Source organism: Nostoc sp. ChiQUE02, assembly GCF_034531305.2.
GTDB lineage: Bacteria > Cyanobacteriota > Cyanobacteriia > Cyanobacteriales > Nostocaceae > Nostoc.
Window position 1 is genome coordinate 64259 of record NZ_JAVRBN020000025.1, and the last position, 23470, is coordinate 87728.

The window sequence follows — 23470 nt, forward strand, 5'->3', positions numbered from 1 at the left end:
TCTCACGCACAGACGTAGAGGTGCAACGAGGAACACAAGAGTTTGTTTTAATACCTTCTGCCTCCTGCCTCCTGCCTCCTGCCTCCTGCCTCCTGCCTTCTACTTCACCGCACCGAAGGTTAGACCCCGGACTAATTGCCGTTGACTCAGCCAGCCGAAGATGAGGATGGGTGCGATCGCTAATGTTGATGCTGCCGAAAGTTTTGCCCAGAATAATCCTTGAGGGCTGGAAAATGAAGCAATAAAGGCTGTGAGCGGCGCTGCATCTGCTGTTGTCAAGTTAAAGCTCCAAAATGCTTCGTTCCATGACAAAATAATCGAAAGCAAGGCTGTGGATGCAATTCCCGGCACTGCCAATGGCAACAACACATGCACAAGTTCTTGCTGAGTGGTTGCTCCATCCATGCGATCGGCTTCGAGTATTTCTTTGGGAACTTCCTTGAAGAAGCTGTAAATCATCCAGACGACAATTGGCAAATTAATCAGAGTATAAATAATAATCAAACCGATGCGAGTATCCAGCAACCCGGCGTTGCGACACAAAATGTAGATCGGCACTAGCACGCCCACAGGTGGCAGCATTTTGGTGGACAGCATCCAGAGTAAAGTGCCCTTGGTGCGTTTGGTTGGGAAGAATGCCATTGCGTAGGCGGCAGGTACGGCAAGCAGCAGCGCGAGTATAGTCGCTCCGAGGGAAATTGCTACGCTGTTAAACGCATAATTGAAATAATTTGCCCGGTCTTGGATCGCAACATAGTTCTCCAATGTCGGGCGGAAAAATAACTGCGGGGGAGTTGAAACTGCCGCTACTTCCGTTTTGAAACTGGTGATAAACATCCAAAAAATTGGGAAAAACAAGATGCAAGCGGCAAGCCAGCCAAGCAATGTCCATAGCCAAATCTTTGAGGTTTTACGTGCCATGTTAGGTATCCAAATTACGAGCAACACTACGCATCAAAAAGATTGCCACGATGTTGGCAAGAATTACGGCAATTAATCCACCGGCTGAAGCACCGCCGACATCGAATTCGAGCAAGGCTTTTAAGAAGATGTAATAAGCCAGGTTAGTGGTTGCAAGTCCTGGCCCGCCGCCTGTGGTAACAAAGATTTCGGCAAAGATTGTCAGAAAGAAAATTGTCTCAATCATGGCAACCACAGAAATGGCGCGGCTTAGATGCGGTAGCATGACAAAACGAAATAGAGCGATCGCATTTGCCCCATCCATTCGCGCTGCTTCTAACTGATCGCGATCGAGTGACTGAATTGCAGTCAACAAAATCAGCAGGGCAAAAGGCAGCCATTCCCAGGACACAATAATAATGATGGCAAGTAATGGAACGCTGGCAAACCAATCGATCGCCCCTAAACCCAAACCTCTAGTAATTTGAGCAAACAGCCCATTCACTGGATGCATCAGCATATTTTTCCAAATTAGGGCGCTAACTGTGGGCATAACAAAAAATGGGGAGATTGCTAATACCCGCGCCACTCCACGACCATAAAAGTCTTGGTCAAATAGTACTGCTAGTAATGTACCCAGACCAATTGTGATTGCTAGAACGGAAACAACCAAAACTATTGTGATGGCGATCGATGTCCATAAAGCTGAGTCACTGAGGATGAAAGTGAAATTTTCAATCCCGATGAATTTGCGTGCATCTGGATTCAGCAAGTTATAACGCTGAAAGGAAAACCATATAGTCATCACCAGAGGCACAATCATCCACAGCAGTAGGAGAACGACCGAAGGCGCAACCAGAGGTAAGGTTGACACTTGCCGCGTAGTCCGTTGCTTGACGGGTGGTGGCGTTTCGGATTGAGGTTTTACCGCTAATGAAGAAGACATAAGCAATTCAAAATTCAAAATAACAGCACTTACCCAAAATCTTTCTGAAACTTTCTTTCCTTCGTGCCCTTTGTGTCCTTCTCCCTTGGCGTTAGCCTCTCCCTTTGGGAGAAGGGGAGACGCTAACGCGAATGCGGTTCGTTTTTAACCACAGAGACACAGAAGGAATTCTTTTCATTCGATATAACCCGTGTGTTTCATGAAACGTTCAGTTGATTTCTGCGATTGCTGCAACGCTTGATCTACCGAAGTTCGATTGGTCAACGCCGCCGCCAAGGTTTGTCCGACTGAAGAACCAATCGCCTGAAATTCTGGAATATCAACGTATTGAACTCCCTTATAAGGAGTTGGTTGTGCAGATGGACGGGTAACATCAGCAGATTGGATTGCTGCCAGCACGATTTCTGCAAAGGGTGCAGCTTTTCGATAGTTGGGATTCTCATAAGTGGAAGTCCGAGTTCCTGGTGGTACAGCAACCCAGCCATTTTCCTTAGCAACCAGTTGAATGTATTCTTTTGATGTTGCCCAAGCAACGAATTTTTGCGCGGCTTCGGGTGATTTTGAGGTTTTTGGAACCGCTAGCGCCCAAGCCCAAAGCCAATTTGATCCGTTGGGATATTTTTCAATTGGCGCACGAGCAAAGCCAACTTTGTTATAAACTTGGGATTCTTTCGGATTGGATAACAACCCCGCGGCAACAGTTGCATCTACCCACATACCGCATTTGCCTGTTGAGAATAATGCCAGATTCTCGTTAAATCCATTGGAACTGGCTCCTGGCGGCCCATATTTGTTGAGCAGATCGACATAAAAGGCGATCGCCTCTTTCCAAGCTGGAGTATTGATCGTCGGTTGCCACTTCATGTCAAACCACCGTCCACCATAAGTGTTGACCAAGGTGGAAACAAATGCCATGTTTTCACCCCAACCGGGTTTTCCACGCAGGCAAACCCCATAAACCCCATGCGCTGGGTCGTGGATTTTGCTTGCCCATTCTCTCATCTGGGGATAAGTTGGCTGTTGAGGAACCGTAATCCCGGCTTTTTCAAACAAGTCTTTGCGGTAGTACAGCATGGAACTTTCCCCATAGAATGGCACGGCATAGAGTTTGCCGTTATTGGAAAGTCCTTCTCGTATGGGTTTAAGCAAGTCATTTACGTCATAGTTTGCGCCTAGATCCAAAGGTCTTAACCAATCCCGTCTAGCCCAGATTGGTGTTTTATAAGAACCAATGGTCATGACATCAAATTGCCCACCTTGACTAGCAACATCTGTAGTTGTGCGTTGGCGCAACACATTTTCTTCCAGTACAACCCACCGGAGTTGAATATCAGGATTAGCTGACTCAAATTTGCGAGAAAGCCCTTGCATCACCACCATGTCGCCATTATTAACAGTGGCGATCGTCAGTCTAGTTTTCTCTGCGGCTTGCGATTGTGGTGAACAAGCGTGTAGAAGTTGCACCAGCATCACTCCAGCGAGAAATGCAACCAGCACTTTAGCGAAGCGGGGGATACGCATCGCATGACTCCTTTAAAGTAAAAAACCGAACGAAATAAATTTTTGATTTTATGCTCTAATTTGGGGCAAAAGCTCAATAATAGAAATCATACCAATCTCATTTAAATCACGGGCATTTGCAACAATTCTTCAATAAAAGGTTAAAAATATGACGGCAAAAGCAACCTATCAGTTTGCAGGTAAGACCATCCTGATTACTGGCGGTGCAGGAGATATTGGCAAGGCAACTGCACACCGTTTTGCTGCTAATGGCGCAGGTGTAGCGCTGCTAGATTTGAATGAACCGAAGATGGCAGATGTGGCTGGGGAACTAAAAGATTACAACGTTCCAGTCAGTACGTTTCGCTGTGATGTTACAGCTAGTGATGATGTTGCCAAAGCTTTTACTGGTGCTGTAAAGCAGCTTGGGCGGATCGACTATGTATTTAATAATGCGGGTTATCAAGGAGTGTTTGCCAAGACTGACGAATATCCTGAAGACGACTTTCAAAAGGTGATTGACATTAACGTTGTTGGCGTTTTTCATATTCTCAAGGCGGCTGCACAACAACTACGCGATGCAGGTGGAGGCGCGATCGTCAACATGGCGAGTTATGCAGGCGTAGTCGGGCCGCCGAATATGTTAGCTTATGCCGCTTCTAAGTTTGCTGTCATTGGAATTACTCAGACGGCAGCGAAAGACTTGGCTCCTTACGGCATTCGGGTAAATGCGCTCTCCCCTGCGTTGATTGGCCCTGGTTTTATGTGGACGCGGCAAACCGAATTACAAGCAGCAGTGGGATCGCAATACTTTGATGCCGATCCCAAAGTGGTTGAGCAACAGATGATCGATTCAGTGCCAATGCGACGTTTAGGAAGCCTGGAAGAGGTGGCAAATGGAGTAGCGTTTCTGATGAGCGAAGAGGCAAGCTACATTACTGGGTTTAACTTGGAGGTTACTGGGGGAGAATAGAAATTTAAAAATAATTGAGCAAAGATTATATCTTTGGGCATATACTCGGTAAAATGCAATCATACCTTTGATAGATACATAGTTTTTGCAGGTAGTATATGGGACAACCTTTTTTAGAGCGGCGCGATGCCACCCCCCTTCGGGCGCGCAAATTAGACTTGGCTGCTCATGCTGCTTGGCTCTATTACATCGCTGGTAATACGCAAGAAGAAATTGCCGTCAAGCTCAATGTGTCTCGGCAAGCTGCACAACGCTTAGTGGCACTGGCGGTCAGTGAAAAATTGATTAAATTTCGACTCGATCATCCCCTGAGTGAATGCATTGCTTTGGCTGAGTCGTTACGCGATCGCTTTGCTCTGTCACTTTGTGAAGTAGTACCAACTGATGCAGGCAGTGGTGATACATTATACGGAATTGGTGTATGTGCTGCCACCCACCTAGAGGCTTACCTGATGGCTAAAACGCCAAGTATACTGGCGTTTTCGTCAGGTCGCACATTGCGAGCAATGGTAGAGCAGATACCCTCAATGAACCAACCCCAACATAAGATTGTTTCAATTATTGGGAATATGTCTCATTCTGGGCGTGCAGGTCGTCACGAAGTAGTTATGCATTTATCCGATCGCGTCGGTTCCCAAGCTTACCCAGTGCCGACTCCGGTTGTCGCTACTAGCATTGAAGAACGAGAACTATTGCAAACTCAGCGATCGTTTATCGCTGTCAAAACTCTTGCCGAGCAAGCCAAAGCAACGTTTGTCGGAATTAGTCACATTGCCTGGAATGCTCCGTTACATCAAGACGGCTTTATCAATGACGATGAGGTGGCTGAATTGATTGAACTGGGAGCAGTAGGAGAAATTGCAGGTTGGGCTTACAACCATCTTGGAGTATTGCTGCAAGAAGGGACAAACAGTCGGGTTGCCAGTGTAGCGCTCGAACAATCGGCTCATCGACTCATCATTGGTGTAGCAGGCGGTGTGAAAAAGGCGGAGGCTATTTTAGCTGCTCTGCATGGCAAGTTGATTACAGGACTGATTACCGATGAAGCTGCTGCCCAAATGATTCTTGCTAAAATTTAGTAAGTAGATTGTTTACTTGACCTGAGTATCATACAAAAAGCTTTCACAGAGCAAGCTAACTAGAGGATTAAGCGATCGCTCCACAGCTTAACGAATCGCGAAAATTTTCATAGAAGATAGATAACACTCTCCTCAAGTATATTTTTCAGCAGAACTCCATATTGAGCTTGCTTATTTAAATGAACTGTGATACCTTCATTTATAATTTAAATTACTATAAATCGATTGACTTACCGTAGTTTATTTGACAATATCACCACTCTAGTTAAGAAATTTGTTGTAACTAGGTAATTAGTAACGTATTTACAGCTATCAGCCAAAAGTTATTTGTAGGGTTGTCCACTGAACATGATTGAACAATAAATAATTTGCAGCGATTAAAACTGCGATCGCCAACGAGGCATAACCATAAATCATTTGTTGTGTCACTAGTTGAATGGTGAAGCGATGTCTATAGACAAACTTTGATGCTCTTGTTTGTTGCTAACGCTCCCTCTGCTCCCTCTGCTCCCTCTACTTCCCAACATTTTCAGGACAATTAATTATGCCAGTTGAATTTATTGGATTGATCCGGACAAAACCTGTTTCGGAATTAAATAGTACACCAGGTACTCTGAGCGATGACATCATTGATCCAGCTTATGTTCGTGAATTTGCCAAAGCCCATGAAGAAGGAGGCTTTGACAAAGTATTGATTGGCTATAGTTCTAGTAGCCCTGATGGTTTGACTGTTGCTAGTTTCGCTGCTTCAGCAACCGAGCGATTGGGCTTTTTGATTGCTCATCGTCCGGGTTTTGTGGCACCAACTCTGGCAGCTCGTAAGGCAGCTACCCTTGACCATTTTACTAACGGTCGGATAGCAATACATATCATTACTGGTGGCAGTGATGCTGACCAGCAAAAAGATGGCGACTGGCTGGATCATGACAGTCGCTACCGCCGCACCGATGAATATTTAGAAATCCTTCGTCGCATCTGGACAAGCGACACTCCCTTTGATTACGAAGGTGAATTTTACCGCCTCAAAGATGCTTTCTCTGCGATCAAGCCGCTGCAAAAGCCCTACATCCCGCTTTACTTTGGTGGTGCATCTGGGCCAGCTGTACAAGTAGGAGCCAAACACAGTAATGTCTACGCCTTGTGGGGTGAGCCAATTGCCGCAGTTAAAGAGCGAATAGCAGAGGTACGTGCTGCCTTGCCACCCGGTCGTTCCGTTCGCTTCAGCGTCTCCCTGCGACCGATTCTTGGTGCTACAGAACAACAGGCTTGGGAGAAAGCACATAGTATTTTAGCGCGAATTCTAGAGTTGCGAGGAGGGGCGAAAATAGCTCCTCCAGCAAGACCCCAGGCGGTAGGGTCACAACGTCTGCTAGATTTTGCAGCAAAAAATGAGGTGTACGATAAGCGTCTATGGACACCGATCGCAGCAGCTACTGGTGCCGCAGGCAACACCACAGCTCTAGTGGGTACACCAGAACAAGTGGCAGAGGCCTTAGTTGATTATTACGATGCAGGTGTGACTACCTTGTTGATCCGGGGCTTTGATCCCCTAGAGGATGCGATCGCTTATGGGCGTGATGTCATTCCTTTAGTACGTGCAGAAGTCGCACGGCGAGAACGGCAAACAGTTGGAGTAAGGAGTTAATAATTATGGGCGTTGCAGATAAACCGGGATGATTTGGCAACTTCTAAAATTCCCCCCCGCTTGCCTCAATTCACCCCACTGTTCTACAACGCCTAATTATGGTGAGCTGATGGGCTTTTAAGTTGCATAGTTCAAATAGCTAGAAAGACGCAAAAACGCATAAATACACTCACTGCACAAAACACAATAGCTGCTTAAGTCATTGATTAGGGTGGATTTGAAGTTATCCTATATTTTGTGCGGTTTAACAATTGATCGCAAAAGTTAGACTAAAGTCTATATATAAGTATGTGAATAAAATAGTTAAATCTTTGATAGAAGATACTGGAATGCAAAGATAAAGGGTTTGCTAATTAATCTAGAAAATGCAGGAATAGAGAGATGAGCGATGTTCAAAGACGAGCCGCTTCTCTGCGAGACGCTCCGCGTAGCTTAATTCAACGTAGGAGTACGTATCTACGCACCTTTCAGGGACACAACGCAGATACATCAAATTTTACGAATCCATCGCTTGTCTCATCCAATATTCCCACATTGGCCAATCCAACACGTGGTTTTGGTTTACCAACAAATAATACTCCACTCGAAACAGTCACTGAGATAGCAGGCGACCTTCAAGAAGCCCAGTCTGCTGATGAGCAATCATTAGAACCAGAAGCTATCAAAGAAAAGCCTCTTGTTCACGACATTAGTCGCATATCTTTACGTTGTCCACAGCCGCAACTTGCAGTTAGCCAGTCAAAAGACCATTATCAGCAGTCAGACGACTGGGTTGACAACCAAATTATGCTCTTGGCTAGACCTGAGCCAAAGATAAATCTGGATGGGATAGGTTCACCAGATATAATGCAACGAAAATGTGCAGCTTGTGAGCAAGAAGAGGAAGTAGAAACTAACCTGTCACTACAGCCCGCTACTGATGGCAGCATCCAGACTGAGAATAACATTGAGAGTCAGTTAAATAGTAGTAAGGGTGGAGGAAGTCCATTATCTGCCGAAGTGCGAGACTTTATGGAACCACGCTTTGGTAATAACTTTGGCAATGTACGAGTACATACTGACTCTAGTGCTGTGCAGATGAGTGAGTCGTTGGGAGCGCAGGCATTTACTTATGGTACTGATGTTTACTTTGGCTTAGGGAAATCACCGGGTAATAACGAGTTGACAGCCCATGAGTTAACCCATGTGGTACAGCAGACAGGTAAGGTGCACAAACAAAGCGATACAGCCACAACACCAGTCCCTGTTGAACAGACATCTAGTGGTATGCCGCCCAAAAAAGGTACAACCAAAATTGATAAAAAGAATGCCACAATTACCGCTTCTGGGAAAAATATTACCGAAGCAATTACAAACCTAACATCACAAGGAAAGGGCGAAGCAGGCAGTGTTACTTGTGCCCCCGAAAAAGATGTCAAAACTTATCAAGCAGAAGATCAATCTGATGAAATTGTCTACGAGGCAAATGTCCTAGTAACAGAAACTAAAGCAATGCCTGTCTGGACTGAACTCGACCAACAGTGCGAACCCGTTAAAAAAGAATGGGCAAGGTTTTATAGCGCTCTGGATACGCACGAAAATGGGCACATTAGTATTGACGAGAAGGCTTTTAAAGATTTACACAAAAAGCTTCTTGGTAAAACAACCTCAGCATCTGACAAGATTTTTAACGATACTTACACCCAAGCAAATACTGATAACAACGCATACGACACCACAACTAAGCACGGACTGACTCAAGGCACAGGAGTAACCCCGGTACAGTGCGGCCCAGAAAAAGTTTCTCAAAGTGAAGATGAATCAAATGCAGAGGTAGAGGTTTAAGGGACTTCTAACTAAATAAAATGTCCCATCGTTGTGTAAGCAGGGGGAGCAGGGGAAGCAGGGGAGGAAGAATCCGATCATCATCTTCGCTCTAAAATTGGATAATTTAATTTCTGGAAATCCCTAAACTAAACAACTAGAGGCGAAAACGCTATAACGATTCTTACGCAAATAAGAAAAGACGCCAAGATATAACTTTGCGCCTTTACTATTTTATCCGAAATTATTTTCAGATTTACTTGTTAGGCTGAGGAGTCATCCGCAGATAGGGTTTGATTTCCTCGTAACCTTTGGGGAATTTCTCTTTAAGTACTTCTGGATCTTTAAGTGAGGGGACAATTACAACATCCTCTCCATCTTTCCAGTCAGCTGGTGTTGCCACACTGTAATTATCAGTCAATTGCAGAGAATCAATCACCCGCAATAGCTCATCAAAGTTGCGTCCCGTACTGGGAGGGTAGGTGAAAGTGAGACGGAGTTTCTTGTTGGGGTCAATCACGAAAACCGATCGCACTGTCACCGCTGCATTAGCATTCGGGTGGATCATGTCGTAAAGGTCAGAAACCTTGCGATCCGCATCCGCCAAAATTGGGTAGTTAAGGGTGGTGCTTTGAGTTTCTTCAATGTCTCCCACCCAGCCTTTGTGGGATTCAACATCATCAACGCTGAGTGCGATCGCTTTGACATTGCGCTTGTCAAATTCTGGTTTTAGCTTGGCAACTGTGCCAAGTTCTGTTGTGCAAACAGGTGTAAAATCAGCAGGGTGAGAGAACAGCACAACCCAGCTGTCACCTGCCCATTGGTAAAAATCGATGTCGCCGTGTGTTGAGGCTTGCGTAAAGTTGGGTACTGTGTCACCTAGACGGAGAGCCATGTGAGATTCCCTGTAGTTAGAAAGGCATATATATTCTAGTATGCCATCATGCCATAAAACCCCGATTTCCCAATCGGAGTTTAGCGGTTTGAAACAAAATTTTAAGTTGTCAACACTCTCAGATTAAAGGAATAAAGAGAGGAAAAACTATTGACTATATTACACATATATGTATTAAATTAATATGTTTTTCCTACAGGTTTTTCTTTACATAGAGAATTGCAAATATCAGGGCGATAGCTGACTAAAAGCCATTGCACATCTAGGCTTATTGAGTTGCAACATTTTCACATTATTGCAGAATTACAAGAAACTTTCTTAGCATAGATGTAATATTGTGAGAATTTTCTAAGCTATTGCAAATTGAATTGTCATAAAGTAATTAGTCAGAAGAAAGATCACAAATATATTTATTAATTTTTAATTTTCAAATAATGATGATATTAATCTTTTTGGTTATTGGTGTTATCCTCAGCACAACTGCAAGTTTTGTTTTTGGAGTTCCCTGGTTGATGCCGATTTTAGGTGCTGCTATCCCCTATCCCATTTTCTTTTTACAAGTACGTCGTCAACAATATAAAAGTGCTTTTTGGTGGATGTTATTGTGGGGAGTTTTGCAGAGTATTGCTGTAATTGTAGCAACAGCGATCGCGCCAGAAACAGCCGCAAAAGTCATCCTCCGTGGAGAGTCATACACTACTGAGATGTTCCACTGGATTCGCACGGGAGAAGGTTCAGAAGGTTCACTCAGTTTATTTTTACCAGGGCATTTATTGCACTATGGAATTTTTTGTATTCTCTGCGTTGTCACCTTAAGTAGTGCAGCATTGATATTCGGCACTTGGATGCTGAACTACATGAATTTTTATGTTGCAGAATTGGTGAAAGTTAGTGCTAAACCTTGGTTAGCAGCTATTTTAGGGTGGTATCCGTGGTCAATTTTGCGGATAATCGGGTTTATCGCCACTGGGGTGGCTTTAGCTGCTTTAGGTTTAAATCTAGTAAGTCGCATCAGAGGCGAAGTTCCTAAATCTCCCTTTCCAAAAACTTATATGTTAATTGGGATTGGTTTTGTGATTGCGGATATTGTTGTCAAAGCAGTTCTAGCACCTATTTGGCAAAAACTGCTGTTGTCTGCGTTGGGTTAAATTAATTAGTTTGCCAGTATTTTTTTGTAGGCTTGGATTGTTTGCTTGGCGATCGCATCCCAGCTAAAATTTTCCAATGCATATTTTTGGGCGTTTAATCCCCTTCGTTGGCGTTCTGCGGGATTTTGCAAAGCTTCTTGCAGTAACTCTACCAATGCTTGGACATCTGTTGCGCCCACCCAACCCGACTCACTATCACGTATCTGTTGACAAATATGCACTTGGTCAGAAATGACTACAGGTACACCTGCAACCATCGCTTCAGCTACAGCAATCCCAAAATTTTCGTAGTAGGAAGGCAAGACAAATAAATCAGCAGCTTGTAGTAAACTAACTTTGAGTTCACCAGTAACAAAGCCGGTAATTGTAGTGTGCGATCGCAGTGGGGAATTTTGAATTTGGGATATTATCTTTTGTTCGTAATCTGGATCTTGGGGATTTGTTCCAGCTAAAACAAAATGAAACTTATAACCAACCGCTAATAGCTTTTCTAGCGCCGGAATCAACAAATTCAACCCTTTTTTGGGATCAATTCGTGACATAAACAGCACCAAAGGTACATCCTCTGGTATTTCTAACTGACTACATACATTTTTAAGAGGAGATTGAGGGGGGATCACACCCAAGGGAATCACCAAATCTGGCGTAGATACTCCAAATCGTTCTGATATTTTAGCTTCTTGATCGGTGGTAAAATGAATAGCCGCTGCACCAGCTAAATTTTGACGTTCTAGAATTGCGACATAAAGCTGTTTTAATTGCTTTTTTTTGCGTAAATCAGCCGGGTCGAGAGTACCCAAAGGACGGAAAATATAAGGTAGCTTTTGCTGACGACACACAATAGCAGCAGCACTAATTATTGGGGAGAATAGAGCATGAATATGTGCTATATCAAACTCGTGAGCATGACGTTTTAGCCAATTTAATAAATCGAGGGAAAATTTGTAGCGACGAAATGGGGCACAACGAAAGTAAATTATTTCATAACCATCTTGTTTAATTGGGCGATTTAAAGGAACATCCAGAGGTGTTTGACCATTATCACCATTACTATCAGTTGTGAGAATTGTAACTTCTACTCCCTCTTTTACTAGCGCTGGAGCTAATCCAAGTACCATTTGACTCGGCCCACCGTAAATTAAAGAAATTGAGGGGACAATTTGTAATATTTTCATTTTTTATTTGCTCATAACTAACTCTTGATAAAACTCCAATTGCTGTTTAGCCAAAGCTTTATTTGTATATTGAACCATTGCTTTTTGATAACCCATTTCACCGAGAGTATGAGCAAAATCTGGTTTATCCATTAATTGAACTAAGCAATTAGCAAGGGCTTGAGCATCACCTTCGGGAAATACTAAACCAGCATCGCCAATTACATAGGGTATTTCACCAGAATCAGAACCAATCACCGGAACTTGGCAAGCCATCGCCTCAATTAGCACATGACCAAATTGTTCTTTCCAGCCAGCAGAAGTTAAAGTTTTAAACTTGTAAGTTGTTTCTGAAGGCAGTACCAAAGTACTCATTAAATTGATGTAATTTGCAACCTCGTCATGAGGGACACTTTCTACTAAAATTAACCGTTCTTTAATATTATTTTCTGCTGCTACTTTGATTAATTCACTTTGTAACTCTCCCCGTCCCAGCAGCAGCAACTTCCAAGGTTTATTTTTCAAACTGATTAAAGCTTCTAAAAGTGTTAACAAACCTTTTTCTTGGACAAATCGCCCAACAAAACCTACGACAAAATCTTCTTTTTCAATACTAAATTTAGCTGCTAACTCTGGTTGAGATTTGGGAGTAAATAAACTTTCATCTACACCCAGTTGCGGCATGACTTTAATTGCTCCTTTATATCCCCGTTGCCGCAAAACTTCTACTCCATCTTGATTGCCAGAAATGATGCCGTGGCTATGATTGAGGTTATATTTTTCTAATAAAGCAATTGGTGGTTTCAGTTCATAGGGAAGATTCCACCAGGTAAAAAATAGATTTTTTGCTTTGAGTCCTAATAGCTTATTTAAGGTAATCATTTGAGTATAAGCCAATGCTCTAGACCCTTGTTCTACCTGAATAATTTGGGGACGAAATTGTTTTAGTAAAGAGATTAAATCAGCACCAAAGGTAAGAAGTCCTTGATGATTTTGACTAAAATTAGAAACAGGAACTATTCTAAATTTGCCTTCATCCCGGTATTCAGTTTCAATAATTCTGTTTTGTACACCACCTGGTTTCCAGCGCTTTGGAACAACAACTGTCACTTCAATATCAGGTTCTAGTTGAGATAAAGCACGCAATTTTTCACAGTTGAGGTCTACGATATAAGTGTGACTAGCAACTAAGATTTTCATTGTTATTTGTTATTTGTCATTTTTTTTATAACTAATGCCCAATAACTAAACTTTTTGATCCAATCGACTGTAAATTTGACCATCGTTCCATATTGATTGGATGACAGTACCCAAGGCTTTGAAAAACCCCAAAGTGTAGAAAATAGCGCGAGTGGCAATTTTGATGGGGGAACCGCTTTTGTTACAAGGTGGGCGTCCCAAGACGTGACAATCAAATAAACGGGCGTATAAGCGTAAAGCTTGAGTTGCAGTCAGGTTTTTCAGCCCTAGTAAGAAATGGTTGTGGTAAAAGGTGAGTTGATATTTGAGCGATCGCATACTAATATCATGACAACCCCCTGTTTCTTCGCCTAAATGCACCAAATGGGCTTCTGGGTCGTACCAAATCTTATATCCTGTCTGCCTCACCCGCAAACAAAAATCTGACTCTTCACGCACTGCACTACCGCGAAACCTCTCATCAAACCTCAGTCCATATTTAGTAAAAATTTCGCGGCGAAAAGACATATTGCAACCCCTTGCTGTCAGTACTTGCTGGGGTTTAATGGTATGTACTAAATCAATATGATACCAAGCAATTCCTGGATCCATCGCTTGGGGAGGCAGATATTCAATCTCTAAATCTCCCCCAGAATCACCCAATTTCATTCTGTCAAATACCCGACCGGCGACAGCCCCCACCTCTGGATTTTGCAAATAATTTTTCACATGGGCTGCTAACAATCCAGGGGTTAGCTGAACATCATCATCAATAAATAATATTATTTCACCAGAAGACCGCCGGACAGCATAATTCCGCGCCCCTGGCAAACTCGCCCAATCTAAGCGCAACCATTTAATTTTACCTGCCTCCGCCATCTCCTCTAAATAGGCTTGAATTTCTGGTTGGTGTTTTGCGGTTTGGTCTACAACTAAAACTTCAAAATTTGGATAGTCCTGTTTTAAGACATCCACAATGCTATCTCGTAGCGCTTCCTCCCGTCCGTAGGTCGGGATAACTACAGTAATTAATGGCCAATTATTCATGATTCTTATTAAGTAATTTTACTACTTCTATAATAGCCTTGTAAAAATTAATTTTCATAAAATTCAGTAAGCTGCCATTGCTTTAATTTGTATTCTGACTTTTCAAGGGTTCTAAAAAACCTCTCTTCCATTCCTCTCCCCTACAAAGCTACTAGTTTTGTAGGGTTTGTTATGCCGCAGGCTAACGCACCATCTCAGATTTTCGGTACGTTATGGACATTAGTCCTAACGCACCCTACCAGATTCAAGCCAATCATGATGTGAAAAGTCAGAATTTACATTCAATCAATTGTTTACACTGCTGCTGCATAGAGATTATCGAAATACTCATTTTGCTTTTCAGAGTTATGCACAATTTGCGCTTGAGCTAATGCTCCTGCACTTAAAAATTCATAATGTTCTCGTTTGTCGGTTCTATCAAGAAATTGGATTATTTGTTGCAATGCTTGCTCTGCCAAATAATCATAGGTGCTATTTACAATCTCCCAATATTCATTAGTTTTGGTTTTTTCTCCGTACAGCCAATTACTCCAGTGCCTAATTTCATCAATTGGTAATTCTAAAACATAGCCATTTTCACCATGACGAACAAATTCTGGTAAAGCGCATACATTTGTCGTAATTGCAGGGGTGGCAACGGAAAATCCTTCGATGATACTATAGCCATAAGTATCATGTAATGTTGCCATTAATTGAAAATGACTTTGCGATAACAACTCAATAACTTTGTCATTAAGAATATTTTTATGAAAGACAACGTTATTGAGGTTAAGTAACTTTAAATCCTCTACATATTTACTGCGATCGGGAAAATCCGTCGGCACTCCTGAACCATGTTCTAGTCCCGAAATTATATGTACAGTAATAGGTAAACCTAATTTTTCAGCTTTCTTAGCTAGTCTTAAAGCAACAACTCCGCCTTTGCGGGCAATGTGATTTCCGATAAATATAAGCTGGAGATTTTGTTGTTCTTGATAAAGTTTCGATTGGTTAACTCTGACTGGAAAGTTGGGATGGACTACATCCACTTTCTTACTTACCTTTTCTTCTATCTTCCAACCTTCTATCCGCTTAAGTAGTCTCAACTTGGCATAATCTGAAATAGCAATAACTTTTTGGCAATTTTCTAATGCTAATCGATTATTTAATAGTTCATAAATTGCAACTTCACCTTGATTTTGAGGATTTCTATATAAAATACGATGATCCTCAAAGGTGAGAAACCAAGGTTTATTTGTATATAAAATTCTGTTGAAAGAATGAATTGCTTGGTATCTTCCCCATACAGGTTGCCATGCAATAAAGCTGGCTAAAGGATACCAAATTTTTTCTATAGGATATCTGCCTGCGGGAAAAGGCTTAGGGCGGATGAGTGTATGCCGAGAATTTCGAGGTAGGTTTGGAATGCTGAGGTGTTTTTGACCTCCTATGATCACTTTTGCCATTTTTATTTCATTTAAATTGTTTTTAGACGTTTTTTCTTGTTTTTTAGCTCAGGGTTGGCATCTTCTTTATCTTGTTTCTCCAGTTCTGGCAATTTAAAAAGAACTCCCGCAAAAAACCAATAATAGACAGCAACTGGATCAACATCCAGAGGGTAGTAGTAGGTGTTGTAGCTAATAAACAATATAAACACCCACAAAGCTGCTCCGTAACTGCGGAAATTACGGTTTTTTATGGAGCGATAGGTTTTATAGCTAATAATTGTTAAACTTGTTACCAAACCTAGAAAGCCTAGTACTCCAAGAATTCCAACTTCATAAAGTACTTTGGGGTAGTAGGTTTCCACAAGCTTAGTTTTACCCATCGCTCGGGCAGAGTTAGTTGCTCTTCCTAAGCCACTTCCTAATGGCCCGTCTACGTTTTTCCAATTCTCTTCAAATTGCTGGACGATAAAATCTTGAGGTGGTGAAGCCTCCCAACGACTGGTAAAACTTGCGGTTCTCTCTTGCACGACAGCAGGGTTAGTCACCATCGCAATTCCCAGAACTAAAGCAAGTCCTATACCTATGGGGATAAATCTTTTAAGATTGCCAATTTGTCCGGTGAGCAATAGCAAAATCCCGAAGCAGATTGGTACTAAAGCTAAGGCGATTCTCTGTCCAGAGATTACAGCATTGATAAAGACTGTCACTAAAGAACCTAAACCGACCAGCCGCCATAGTGGGGACGGATCGGTGAAGCCGGTGGCAAAGGTAAAAAAGGTGCTGGCAATTAAGAACCATGCCCATTGCCAAGGAGCTACAAATGTCCCTGGTAGGCGAATAACCCCTTCATCGGGACTATATACTAGCGCTCCACCAAAATAACACCTGGCTTGGAGGGTTGCTCTAAATAAAGCATCTCCTTCGAGACCTCTAGTGCCTTGACATGCACCAGTTAGTAATAACAGGTATTGAATAAATCCCAGCACACAGCAAGTCAGTATGAGGACAATCTGGAGGCGTGATAAAAATAGAAAATCCCGCTTATCGCGAATTAAATAGTAGGCACAACCAATCAGGGGGACATAACCTAAAAATACTTTCAGTCCCAGAATTCCCATGCCTAATGGTATTTCATTGGGTGCTTTTTCCAATAGTCCCACACTAGGCGGGTTAAACTGCTGTCCACCATTGATAAACAACAGTGTTAGCACACTGCAACCCAAAACAATATAAAGTGGGATTTTAATCCCTTGGGGAATAATTATCGGTAGCCCCTGTTTACGGCAAGTTTGCCAAAGTCCTATTAGCGCTGGAACGTAAAAAGCATCTTTAGCTAATTGGAGTATGGGACTATTGCCTAAATAGTAGGTGATAGTACCCCCAACAGGTACGTAAATGATGAAGGCGTATAGTGCTTGACGCGGGTATTTGTAGGAAAGGGACATAACTATTATCCCCAAGACACCAGGGACTGCTGCTTTAATTCCAGCTACGAAAAAAAGCAGAATGCCAACGAAGACACCGCTAAAGGTAGCGGTGGTGAGTAAGCTAGTGAGTTCTTTACGTGCTTGGGCTGCTTTGCGCTTTTGGGCTAACTGTTCTTTGAGGTTAAGGGCAGAATTTTCCTTTTTACCCTGCTTTTTCGAGTTTTTAGATTGCTGAGATTTTGACTTGAATTTTGGCATAGTGGTGCTGTCGCCTATCAGCCTCGGAGAATCTATTATAGTTGACAAATTTATTTGGATTGCCGTAAGTCTTACAATCCGAATTCATCTTTAATTGATGGATTTAATAATTTAGGATTAAAAATACTAAACTTTACTCTTTTTGAAATATCAAAAAGATTTTCTGCTGTTTACAAAATATAAACTGCTCCAGGAAGTAGTAATGATTTAATGGCTTTGGCTTTTTTATTTAAAATATCTCTGACTTTTGCATGGTCTATATAATATCTTTTGATTACAAACTGGCTTAATGTATCTTTCAAATAATTGTGTAACACGCTCCCAGGAATTGTAAATTTGTGCATTTTTGAGTGGGATCACAAAAACAAGCACTATATTTGATCGGAATCAATAGCTAAGAATCTCGAAGCAAATAATAACACGTTCCGATTAACGCTAGAACTAATTATGGTGCAATCCGCTTGGTGTTAGTAATATTTTGCCCCAGAATATCCCCCCAACCCCCTTAAAAAGCTACGGTGTACACACAAGTCTTCTAATATTTACTACAGGCTTTTGAATTATGGTGAAACGGTGAGTTTTTTGACAAGTATTAACCGGACATGATTTAACAATGCAAACAAAAATTTCACAGCTTCTACACATAACCAAGGCTGGTTAATTTGTAGAAGCTGTGATGAAACTTGACGTTTTTTAAAAGCTCAGATATTGGCTAATTTAGTCCATCAGATGCTGCTGGACTTGGGAAACTAATTCATTTGTCCAGTGGTTGGCGAGTTCGGCATTGGCTGCTTCCACCATTACTCTGATGACTGGTTCTGTACCAGAGGCGCGAACCAAAATTCTGCCGGAATCACCCATTGCAGCTTCCGCAAGAGCGATCGCTTGTTGTACAGGTTGGCAATCTTGCCATCCCAAACGGCGATCGCGATCAACGACTCGCACGTTCCGCAACAGTTGCGGGTAGGTCTGGAAGCTTTGATCTACTAATTCACTAAGGGAAACATTTGTCTCTCTCACCAAAGCTGCTATATGTAACGCTGTTAATAAGCCATCTCCAGTAACAGCATAATGACGGCAAAGAATATGACCTGATTGTTCGCCACCTAACATTCCCCCAGTCCGCTGCATTTCGGCTTGCACGTATTGGTCGCCAACTGCGGTACGAATCAATTTACCACCAATTTGCTGCCAGGCTTTCTCAAAGCCTAAGTTAGCCATGACTGTAGATACAATCAGGTTGTCTGGCAGTTGTTGGTTTTGTTGTAAGTGGCGTCCCCACAGGTAGAGAATGTAATCGCCGTTAACTTGCCTTCCAGTATTGTCTACTGCTAAGACGCGATCGGCGTCGCCATCAAAGGCAAAGCCGATGTCGGCGTTATGTTCTTGTACTGTTGCTGCCAGAATATCTAAATGAGTGGAACCGCAGTTAACATTAATGCGATCGCCATCTGCTTCGTTATGCAAGCAGATTACCTCTGCCCCCATTTCTGTAAATACTGATGGTGCTAACCCGACTGCTGCTCCCCACGCCAAGTCTAAAACAATCTTCATTCCCTGAAGATTTAGAGCACCGTTCAAGGGTTTTTTCAACGCCTCGCTATAATGCCCCACTAACTCGAAACGTGAGTAATGCCGTCCGCAATTACTGACTCTAGCGATCGGTGATATCTTGCCACGCAGTCCGGCTTCAATTTCTGCCTGCAATATTTGCGGTAACTTTCCACCATTAGCACCAAAAACCTTAATCCCATTGTCTTCTGGGGGATTGTGGCTGGCAGAAATCATCACTCCGCCGATGGCATCACTGATGCTGGTAAGATAGGCAACGCAAGGAGTGGGACATAATCCCAAATACCAAACCTCTAACCCCGCTGCTGTTAACCCTGCACTCAAAGCCATTGCCAGCATATCACTGGAGTTTCTAGAGTCCTGTCCGAGAATGACTGGCCCTACTTGAGTAGCATGGTTACGTAAAACAATCCCCGTCCAAAAACCAACTTGTAATGCTAGGGGCGCACTCAGTAATTCTCCGACTCGTCCGCGAATCCCATCTGTACCAAATAAGGGATTTGCTGGTAGTGAGATTAAATTCAGTGCAAAACTGCTCTCAATCCCTTTACCCAATCCATCAGCTTCAGAAGCAGAACCCCCAGGAATGCCCGGTGTCCGAGTTATAGATGAAACCATATTTTTAATCACTCCACACAATCACACTGAAAAATAGCACTTAAGATTTTATTCAGCAATTTCGACATGCTTTTTTTCTTTATAAATTCATTCTAGATCAGGCAATCTTTACGTAATAATACTTAAAAATTGTCTCTCTTATTGTAAATCTTTCATAAAGACAGTACTGGTTTTTACATTATCAGTAAAGTTTCCACATTTTAGCTAATTATTCTTTTTATGCCATCAACTTTAGTCTTGATTTTTGTCTGTATTAGTTTAGACTTAATAATGCTAATATCTAAAAGGAGATGTAATAAATAATACTTTAGAATGATCCAAAGTTTTTTCAGCAAAGCTGAGAATGAAAGCAAAATTTAGCCAATAACAGCAAAAAATCAAAACACCAAAATGTGAATTTCTATTTTCTTAGCCTTGTTGCTGTGTAAAAAACTACAAAATCATCGCAGCTTAAAAAATTTTAATATAAATTCTCATCAAATAGTTTTAAGGTAACGTTTTAATGGCTTTTTTAGCCGTTAGTGAATCAAAACTCCGGCAGTTAACTTTTTAAAGTTGAGAAATTTAGCATGAGCAGCAATTTAGCAACCAAATTACGTGTAGGCACTAAGAAAGCCCACACAATGGCAGAAAATGTAGGTTTTGTCAAGTGCTTTTTAAGAGGAGTAGTCGAGAAAAACTCTTACCGGAAACTAGTTGCTAACTTCTACTTCGTCTACTCAGCGATGGAAGAAGAAATGGAAAAGCATCGTCAGCACCCAATTCTTTCTAAAATTAACTTTCCCCAGCTAAACCGCAAGTATACCTTAGAGCAAGACCTGAGTTATTACTTTGGTGCTAACTGGAAAGAGCAAATCAAGCTATCTCCCGCAGGTGAAGCTTATGTACAGCGCATCCGAGAAATATCCGCTACAGAACCGGAACTGTTAATCGCTCATTCATATACTCGTTACTTGGGTGACTTATCCGGGGGACAAATTCTCAAAAACATTGCTGTAACGGCGATGAATTTGTCTGATGGGCAAGGAACAGCCTTTTATGAGTTTCCAGAAATTCCTGATGAGAAGGCATTCAAAGCCAAATATCGGCAAAATTTGGATGAATTACCCCTTGATGATGCTACAACCGATCGCATCGTTGATGAAGCTAACGCCGCCTTTGGCACGAACATGAAGATGTTCCAGGAATTGGAAGGCAATTTGATCAAGGCAATTGGTGTAATGCTGTATAACAGCCTCACACGGCGTCGTACACGCGGTAGTACTGAACTCGTCACTGCTGAGTAACTCTGTTGAGATTGCGGAGTATGGTGTGTGAAGTCATAATTACAGACAGCCTGATGAAGGATAATTCATAGGTGTTTCTGGAGAAAGAGCGAACAACGCTCAAAATATTTAGGGGCAATAGCCCTGTGACTGCTTTCGATTCATGAAAGCAAGCATGGGGAGATTGCCCCTCAATTATGTTTAATTAGCGATTAAATTTTTGAGAGCGTCTTTAGCATTACTGTTTTCTGGATCTATTTGCAGCGCTTCCCGAAAAACTGCTGCGGCCTCTTGTTTTGAGCCATCACCAGATTCACCATAGGAAATCTCTCGGCCAAGTTTGATGTAAAGTTCAGCCATTTTGCGGCGTGGAATCATATTCGCCAACGGCTGATAAAAAGCCATGACAGCAGTAAAGCCTTTTTGCTTGTAAAGTGGCAAATTGATATTTGAGCAGGTGTCATAACTGCCTTCACCAGTTTTTACCACCTTCTGGCAGTTTGCCAAGGCTTCATCTAGGTTTCCCTGTTTAGCCAGTGCTTCACTTAATTTACTGTAATAATAATCCGTAGATTCTTTGGCAACAGCTTGGCGGTAAAGAGCGTAGACGCGAAGCGGCTTGCCGCAGGCATCGCTTCTTGGTGTTTTTCTTGTGTCATCAGCACATCGCCCAGTTCTACATACCTTAAAGCCTCAGGCTCGATTTTAACTAGTTGACGGTAAGCTGCGATCGCTTCGTTCACAAAGCCGCGTTTTAATGAGAGTTCAGCTAACTTTTCATAATAAACCTCATTTTTTGGGTCATTTTTACTCGTTTGACGATAGATCGCGACTGCTTCTGAATATTCGAGAATATCACCCAGACTGTTGTAAGCCTGATAACTCTTTGGGTTAATTTTCAGGGCTTCCCGGTAAGCCGCGATCGCTTCTTCTCGTTTGCCTATTTTGAACAGAGTCTCGGCTAAATTGTTGTAATTATCAGCATCAGGCTGGATTTGAACCGCTTGACGATAAGCCATTACTGCTTCCTGTGGACTGCCCATTGCGATCAAATTCATCGCTAAAATGATGTAGCCTGTATCACTTTCAGCATCGAGTTTGACAGCTTGACGGAAAGCAGCGATCGCTTCTGTGGTTCGTCCCTTTTCAACCAGAAAATTGCCTAATTTTAGGTAAATTGCCGCATCGGGAGCTAATTGCAATGCTTGGCGATAGGTAGCGATCGTCTCTGCAATCTTGCCTTGGTTAGATAGAACATCTGCCAGCTTGACGTAAGCGTAACTGTTTTTAGCATCGCGCTGAATGAAACTTCGCCAAATATTAGCGGCTTCTTCATAATTTTTCACTTCTTCGGCAGATGTCGCTTTTTGTTCCAACTCCTCTACCGTTTGTGCCACACTGATTTGAGGAGTCAAAGCCAAACCCAAACTCAACAGTAACGGCAATATTTTCAGGTTTACCATAGACTTTCAGCTTAAAATAACTAAGTCAATCTTCAAACCAAGCTTAATCTCAGTATTTAAGTTTGTAACCCGTAAAACTTACAATGCTGAGTAAATCAGGCAAAAATATGGCTACGAAAATTCCTGTCACAGTGATCACAGGCTTCTTAGGTAGTGGAAAAACCAGCCTAATTCGCCACCTGCTACAAAACAACCAAGGACGCCGCATTGCCGTTTTAGTCAATGAATTTGGCGAACTCGGTATTGATGGGGAATTGTTAAAATCCTGTCAAATTTGCCCGGAAGATGGTGAGGGCGACACTAATATCTTTGAATTAACTAACGGCTGCTTATGCTGCACCGTGCAGGAAGAGTTTTACCCGATGATGCAAGAGTTAATCAAGCGGCGAGATAGCATCGACTGCATTTTGATTGAAACCTCTGGTTTAGCCTTGCCAAAACCGCTAGTGAAGGCTTTTCGCTGGCAAGAAATTCGCAACGCCGCCACTGTGGATGCGGTGATTACCGTGGTAGATTGTGCAGCGGTAGCAGCGGGGACATTTGCTAGCGATCCAGAAGCGATCGCAGCCCAACGGCAAGCAGATGATAGTCTAGAACATGAAACACCCTTGCAAGAACTCTTTGAAGACCAACTTGCTTGTGCAGACTTAGTGGTGTTGAATAAAATTGACTTGGTGGATGCCGAGACAAAAGCCAGAGTTGAGGAATTAATTAAGCAAGAGTTGCCCAGAGTGGTGAAGATTGTCGAGAGCGACCGTTCTCAACTTGATGCATCTATATTATTAGGATTCCAAGCCGCAGTCGAAGACAATTTAGATTCTCGTCCTAGTCATCACGATACCGAAGAAGATCACAATCACGATGAAGAAATTACCTCGACTAATTTAATTTTGGATCGTACCTTTGACCCAGAAAAGCTGCAACAGCAGTTAGAGAAATTAGCACAACAACAAGAAATTTACCGGATTAAAGGCTTTGTAGCAGTGCCAAATAAATCCATGCGCCTAGTGATGCAGGGCGTGGGAACCCGATTTGATAAATTTTACGATCGCCCCTGGAAACCAGAAGAGGCTAGGCAAACGCGCTTAGTTTTCATCGGTCGTGATTTGAAGTCTTCAGAAATCGAATCACAACTTGTAGCTTTATAAGTATACCCAGAACCCCGACTTCT

At 42.4% G+C, this 23470-nt stretch carries 19 protein-coding genes; 7 read left to right on the forward strand and 12 right to left on the reverse strand.

The features are described 5' to 3' along the window. Positions 1–99: 99 nt before the first annotated feature. The 3 genes from RM347_RS23325 to RM347_RS23335 all read right to left on the reverse strand — a co-directional run bounded on the left by RM347_RS23325 (position 100) and on the right by RM347_RS23335 (position 3367). Complete coding sequence (locus RM347_RS23325) at positions 100–921, reverse strand: carbohydrate ABC transporter permease (protein ID WP_322720977.1); 822 nt, start codon at positions 919–921, stop codon at positions 100–102. A 1-nt stretch (position 922) separates the two neighbouring features. Beyond that, positions 923–1846 carry a carbohydrate ABC transporter permease gene (locus RM347_RS23330; protein WP_322720976.1) on the reverse strand — a complete coding sequence of 308 codons (924 nt, stop codon included), beginning with the start codon at positions 1844–1846 and terminating at the stop codon, positions 923–925. Between the two features lie 174 nt (positions 1847–2020). Beyond that, complete coding sequence (locus RM347_RS23335; protein ID WP_322720975.1) at positions 2021–3367, reverse strand: ABC transporter substrate-binding protein; 1347 nt, start codon at positions 3365–3367, stop codon at positions 2021–2023. Between the two features lie 148 nt (positions 3368–3515). Between RM347_RS23335 and RM347_RS23340 the strand changes: the two genes are divergently transcribed. The 4 genes from RM347_RS23340 (at position 3516) to RM347_RS23355 (ending at position 8867) form a co-directional block, all read left to right on the forward strand. Then, positions 3516–4319, forward strand: coding sequence for an SDR family NAD(P)-dependent oxidoreductase (locus RM347_RS23340; RefSeq protein WP_322720974.1), 804 nt, complete (start codon positions 3516–3518; stop codon positions 4317–4319). Positions 4320–4417: 98 nt separating this feature from the next. After that, positions 4418–5398: a sugar-binding transcriptional regulator gene (locus RM347_RS23345; protein WP_322720973.1), complete on the forward strand. Its 981-nt coding sequence runs from the start codon at positions 4418–4420 to the stop codon at positions 5396–5398. 544 nt (positions 5399–5942) lie between these two features. After that, on the forward strand, positions 5943–7043 hold the full coding sequence (locus RM347_RS23350; protein ID WP_322720972.1) for an LLM class flavin-dependent oxidoreductase: 1101 nt from the start codon (positions 5943–5945) through the stop codon (positions 7041–7043). A 381-nt stretch (positions 7044–7424) separates the two neighbouring features. Then, positions 7425–8867, forward strand: a complete 1443-nt coding sequence (locus RM347_RS23355) for an eCIS core domain-containing protein (protein WP_322720971.1) — start codon at positions 7425–7427, stop codon at positions 8865–8867. A gap of 235 nt (positions 8868–9102) precedes the next feature. Here the strand turns inward: RM347_RS23355 and RM347_RS23360 are convergent, their stop codons facing one another. After that, on the reverse strand, positions 9103–9741 hold the full coding sequence (locus RM347_RS23360; RefSeq protein WP_322720970.1) for a peroxiredoxin: 639 nt from the start codon (positions 9739–9741) through the stop codon (positions 9103–9105). A 434-nt stretch (positions 9742–10175) separates the two neighbouring features. Between RM347_RS23360 and RM347_RS23365 the strand changes: the two genes are divergently transcribed. Continuing rightward, positions 10176–10889: a hypothetical protein gene (locus RM347_RS23365; protein WP_322720969.1), complete on the forward strand. Its 714-nt coding sequence runs from the start codon at positions 10176–10178 to the stop codon at positions 10887–10889. A 5-nt stretch (positions 10890–10894) separates the two neighbouring features. On the opposite strand, the gene hpsP is transcribed toward RM347_RS23365, so the two are convergent. From hpsP to glmM, 6 genes are all read right to left on the reverse strand, one after another. Next, complete coding sequence (gene hpsP, locus RM347_RS23370) at positions 10895–12064, reverse strand: hormogonium polysaccharide biosynthesis glycosyltransferase HpsP (protein ID WP_322720968.1); 1170 nt, start codon at positions 12062–12064, stop codon at positions 10895–10897. Positions 12065–12067: 3 nt separating this feature from the next. Beyond that, positions 12068–13243: a hormogonium polysaccharide biosynthesis glycosyltransferase HpsO gene (gene hpsO, locus RM347_RS23375; protein ID WP_322720967.1), complete on the reverse strand. Its 1176-nt coding sequence runs from the start codon at positions 13241–13243 to the stop codon at positions 12068–12070. A gap of 45 nt (positions 13244–13288) precedes the next feature. Beyond that, entirely contained in the window at positions 13289–14269 is a 981-nt protein-coding gene (hpsN, locus tag RM347_RS23380) for a hormogonium polysaccharide biosynthesis glycosyltransferase HpsN (protein ID WP_322720966.1), read from the reverse strand. 293 nt (positions 14270–14562) lie between these two features. Continuing rightward, positions 14563–15714: a glycosyltransferase family 4 protein gene (locus RM347_RS23385; RefSeq protein WP_322720965.1), complete on the reverse strand. Its 1152-nt coding sequence runs from the start codon at positions 15712–15714 to the stop codon at positions 14563–14565. A gap of 11 nt (positions 15715–15725) precedes the next feature. Then, positions 15726–17381, reverse strand: a complete 1656-nt coding sequence (hpsL, locus tag RM347_RS23390; RefSeq protein ID WP_322720964.1) for a hormogonium polysaccharide biosynthesis protein HpsL — start codon at positions 17379–17381, stop codon at positions 15726–15728. Between the two features lie 717 nt (positions 17382–18098). After that, positions 18099–19571, reverse strand: coding sequence for a phosphoglucosamine mutase (glmM, locus tag RM347_RS23395; RefSeq protein WP_322720963.1), 1473 nt, complete (start codon positions 19569–19571; stop codon positions 18099–18101). 569 nt (positions 19572–20140) lie between these two features. On the opposite strand from glmM, the gene RM347_RS23400 reads away from it, so the two are divergent. Next, positions 20141–20857 (forward strand): heme oxygenase (biliverdin-producing), encoded by a 717-nt coding sequence (locus RM347_RS23400; RefSeq protein ID WP_322720962.1) that lies wholly within the window; start codon positions 20141–20143, stop codon positions 20855–20857. 180 nt (positions 20858–21037) lie between these two features. On the opposite strand, the gene RM347_RS23405 is transcribed toward RM347_RS23400, so the two are convergent. Together RM347_RS23405 and RM347_RS23410 are read right to left on the reverse strand one after the other, a co-directional pair. Beyond that, positions 21038–21343, reverse strand: a complete 306-nt coding sequence (locus RM347_RS23405; RefSeq protein WP_322720961.1) for a hypothetical protein — start codon at positions 21341–21343, stop codon at positions 21038–21040. Positions 21344–21381: 38 nt separating this feature from the next. After that, on the reverse strand, positions 21382–22299 hold the full coding sequence (locus tag RM347_RS23410) for a tetratricopeptide repeat protein (RefSeq protein ID WP_322720960.1): 918 nt from the start codon (positions 22297–22299) through the stop codon (positions 21382–21384). A 107-nt stretch (positions 22300–22406) separates the two neighbouring features. Here RM347_RS23410 and cobW point away from each other — a divergent pair, with 107 nt between their 5' ends. Further along, entirely contained in the window at positions 22407–23447 is a 1041-nt protein-coding gene (cobW, locus tag RM347_RS23415; protein WP_322720959.1) for a cobalamin biosynthesis protein CobW, read from the forward strand. Positions 23448–23470: the final 23 nt, after the last annotated feature.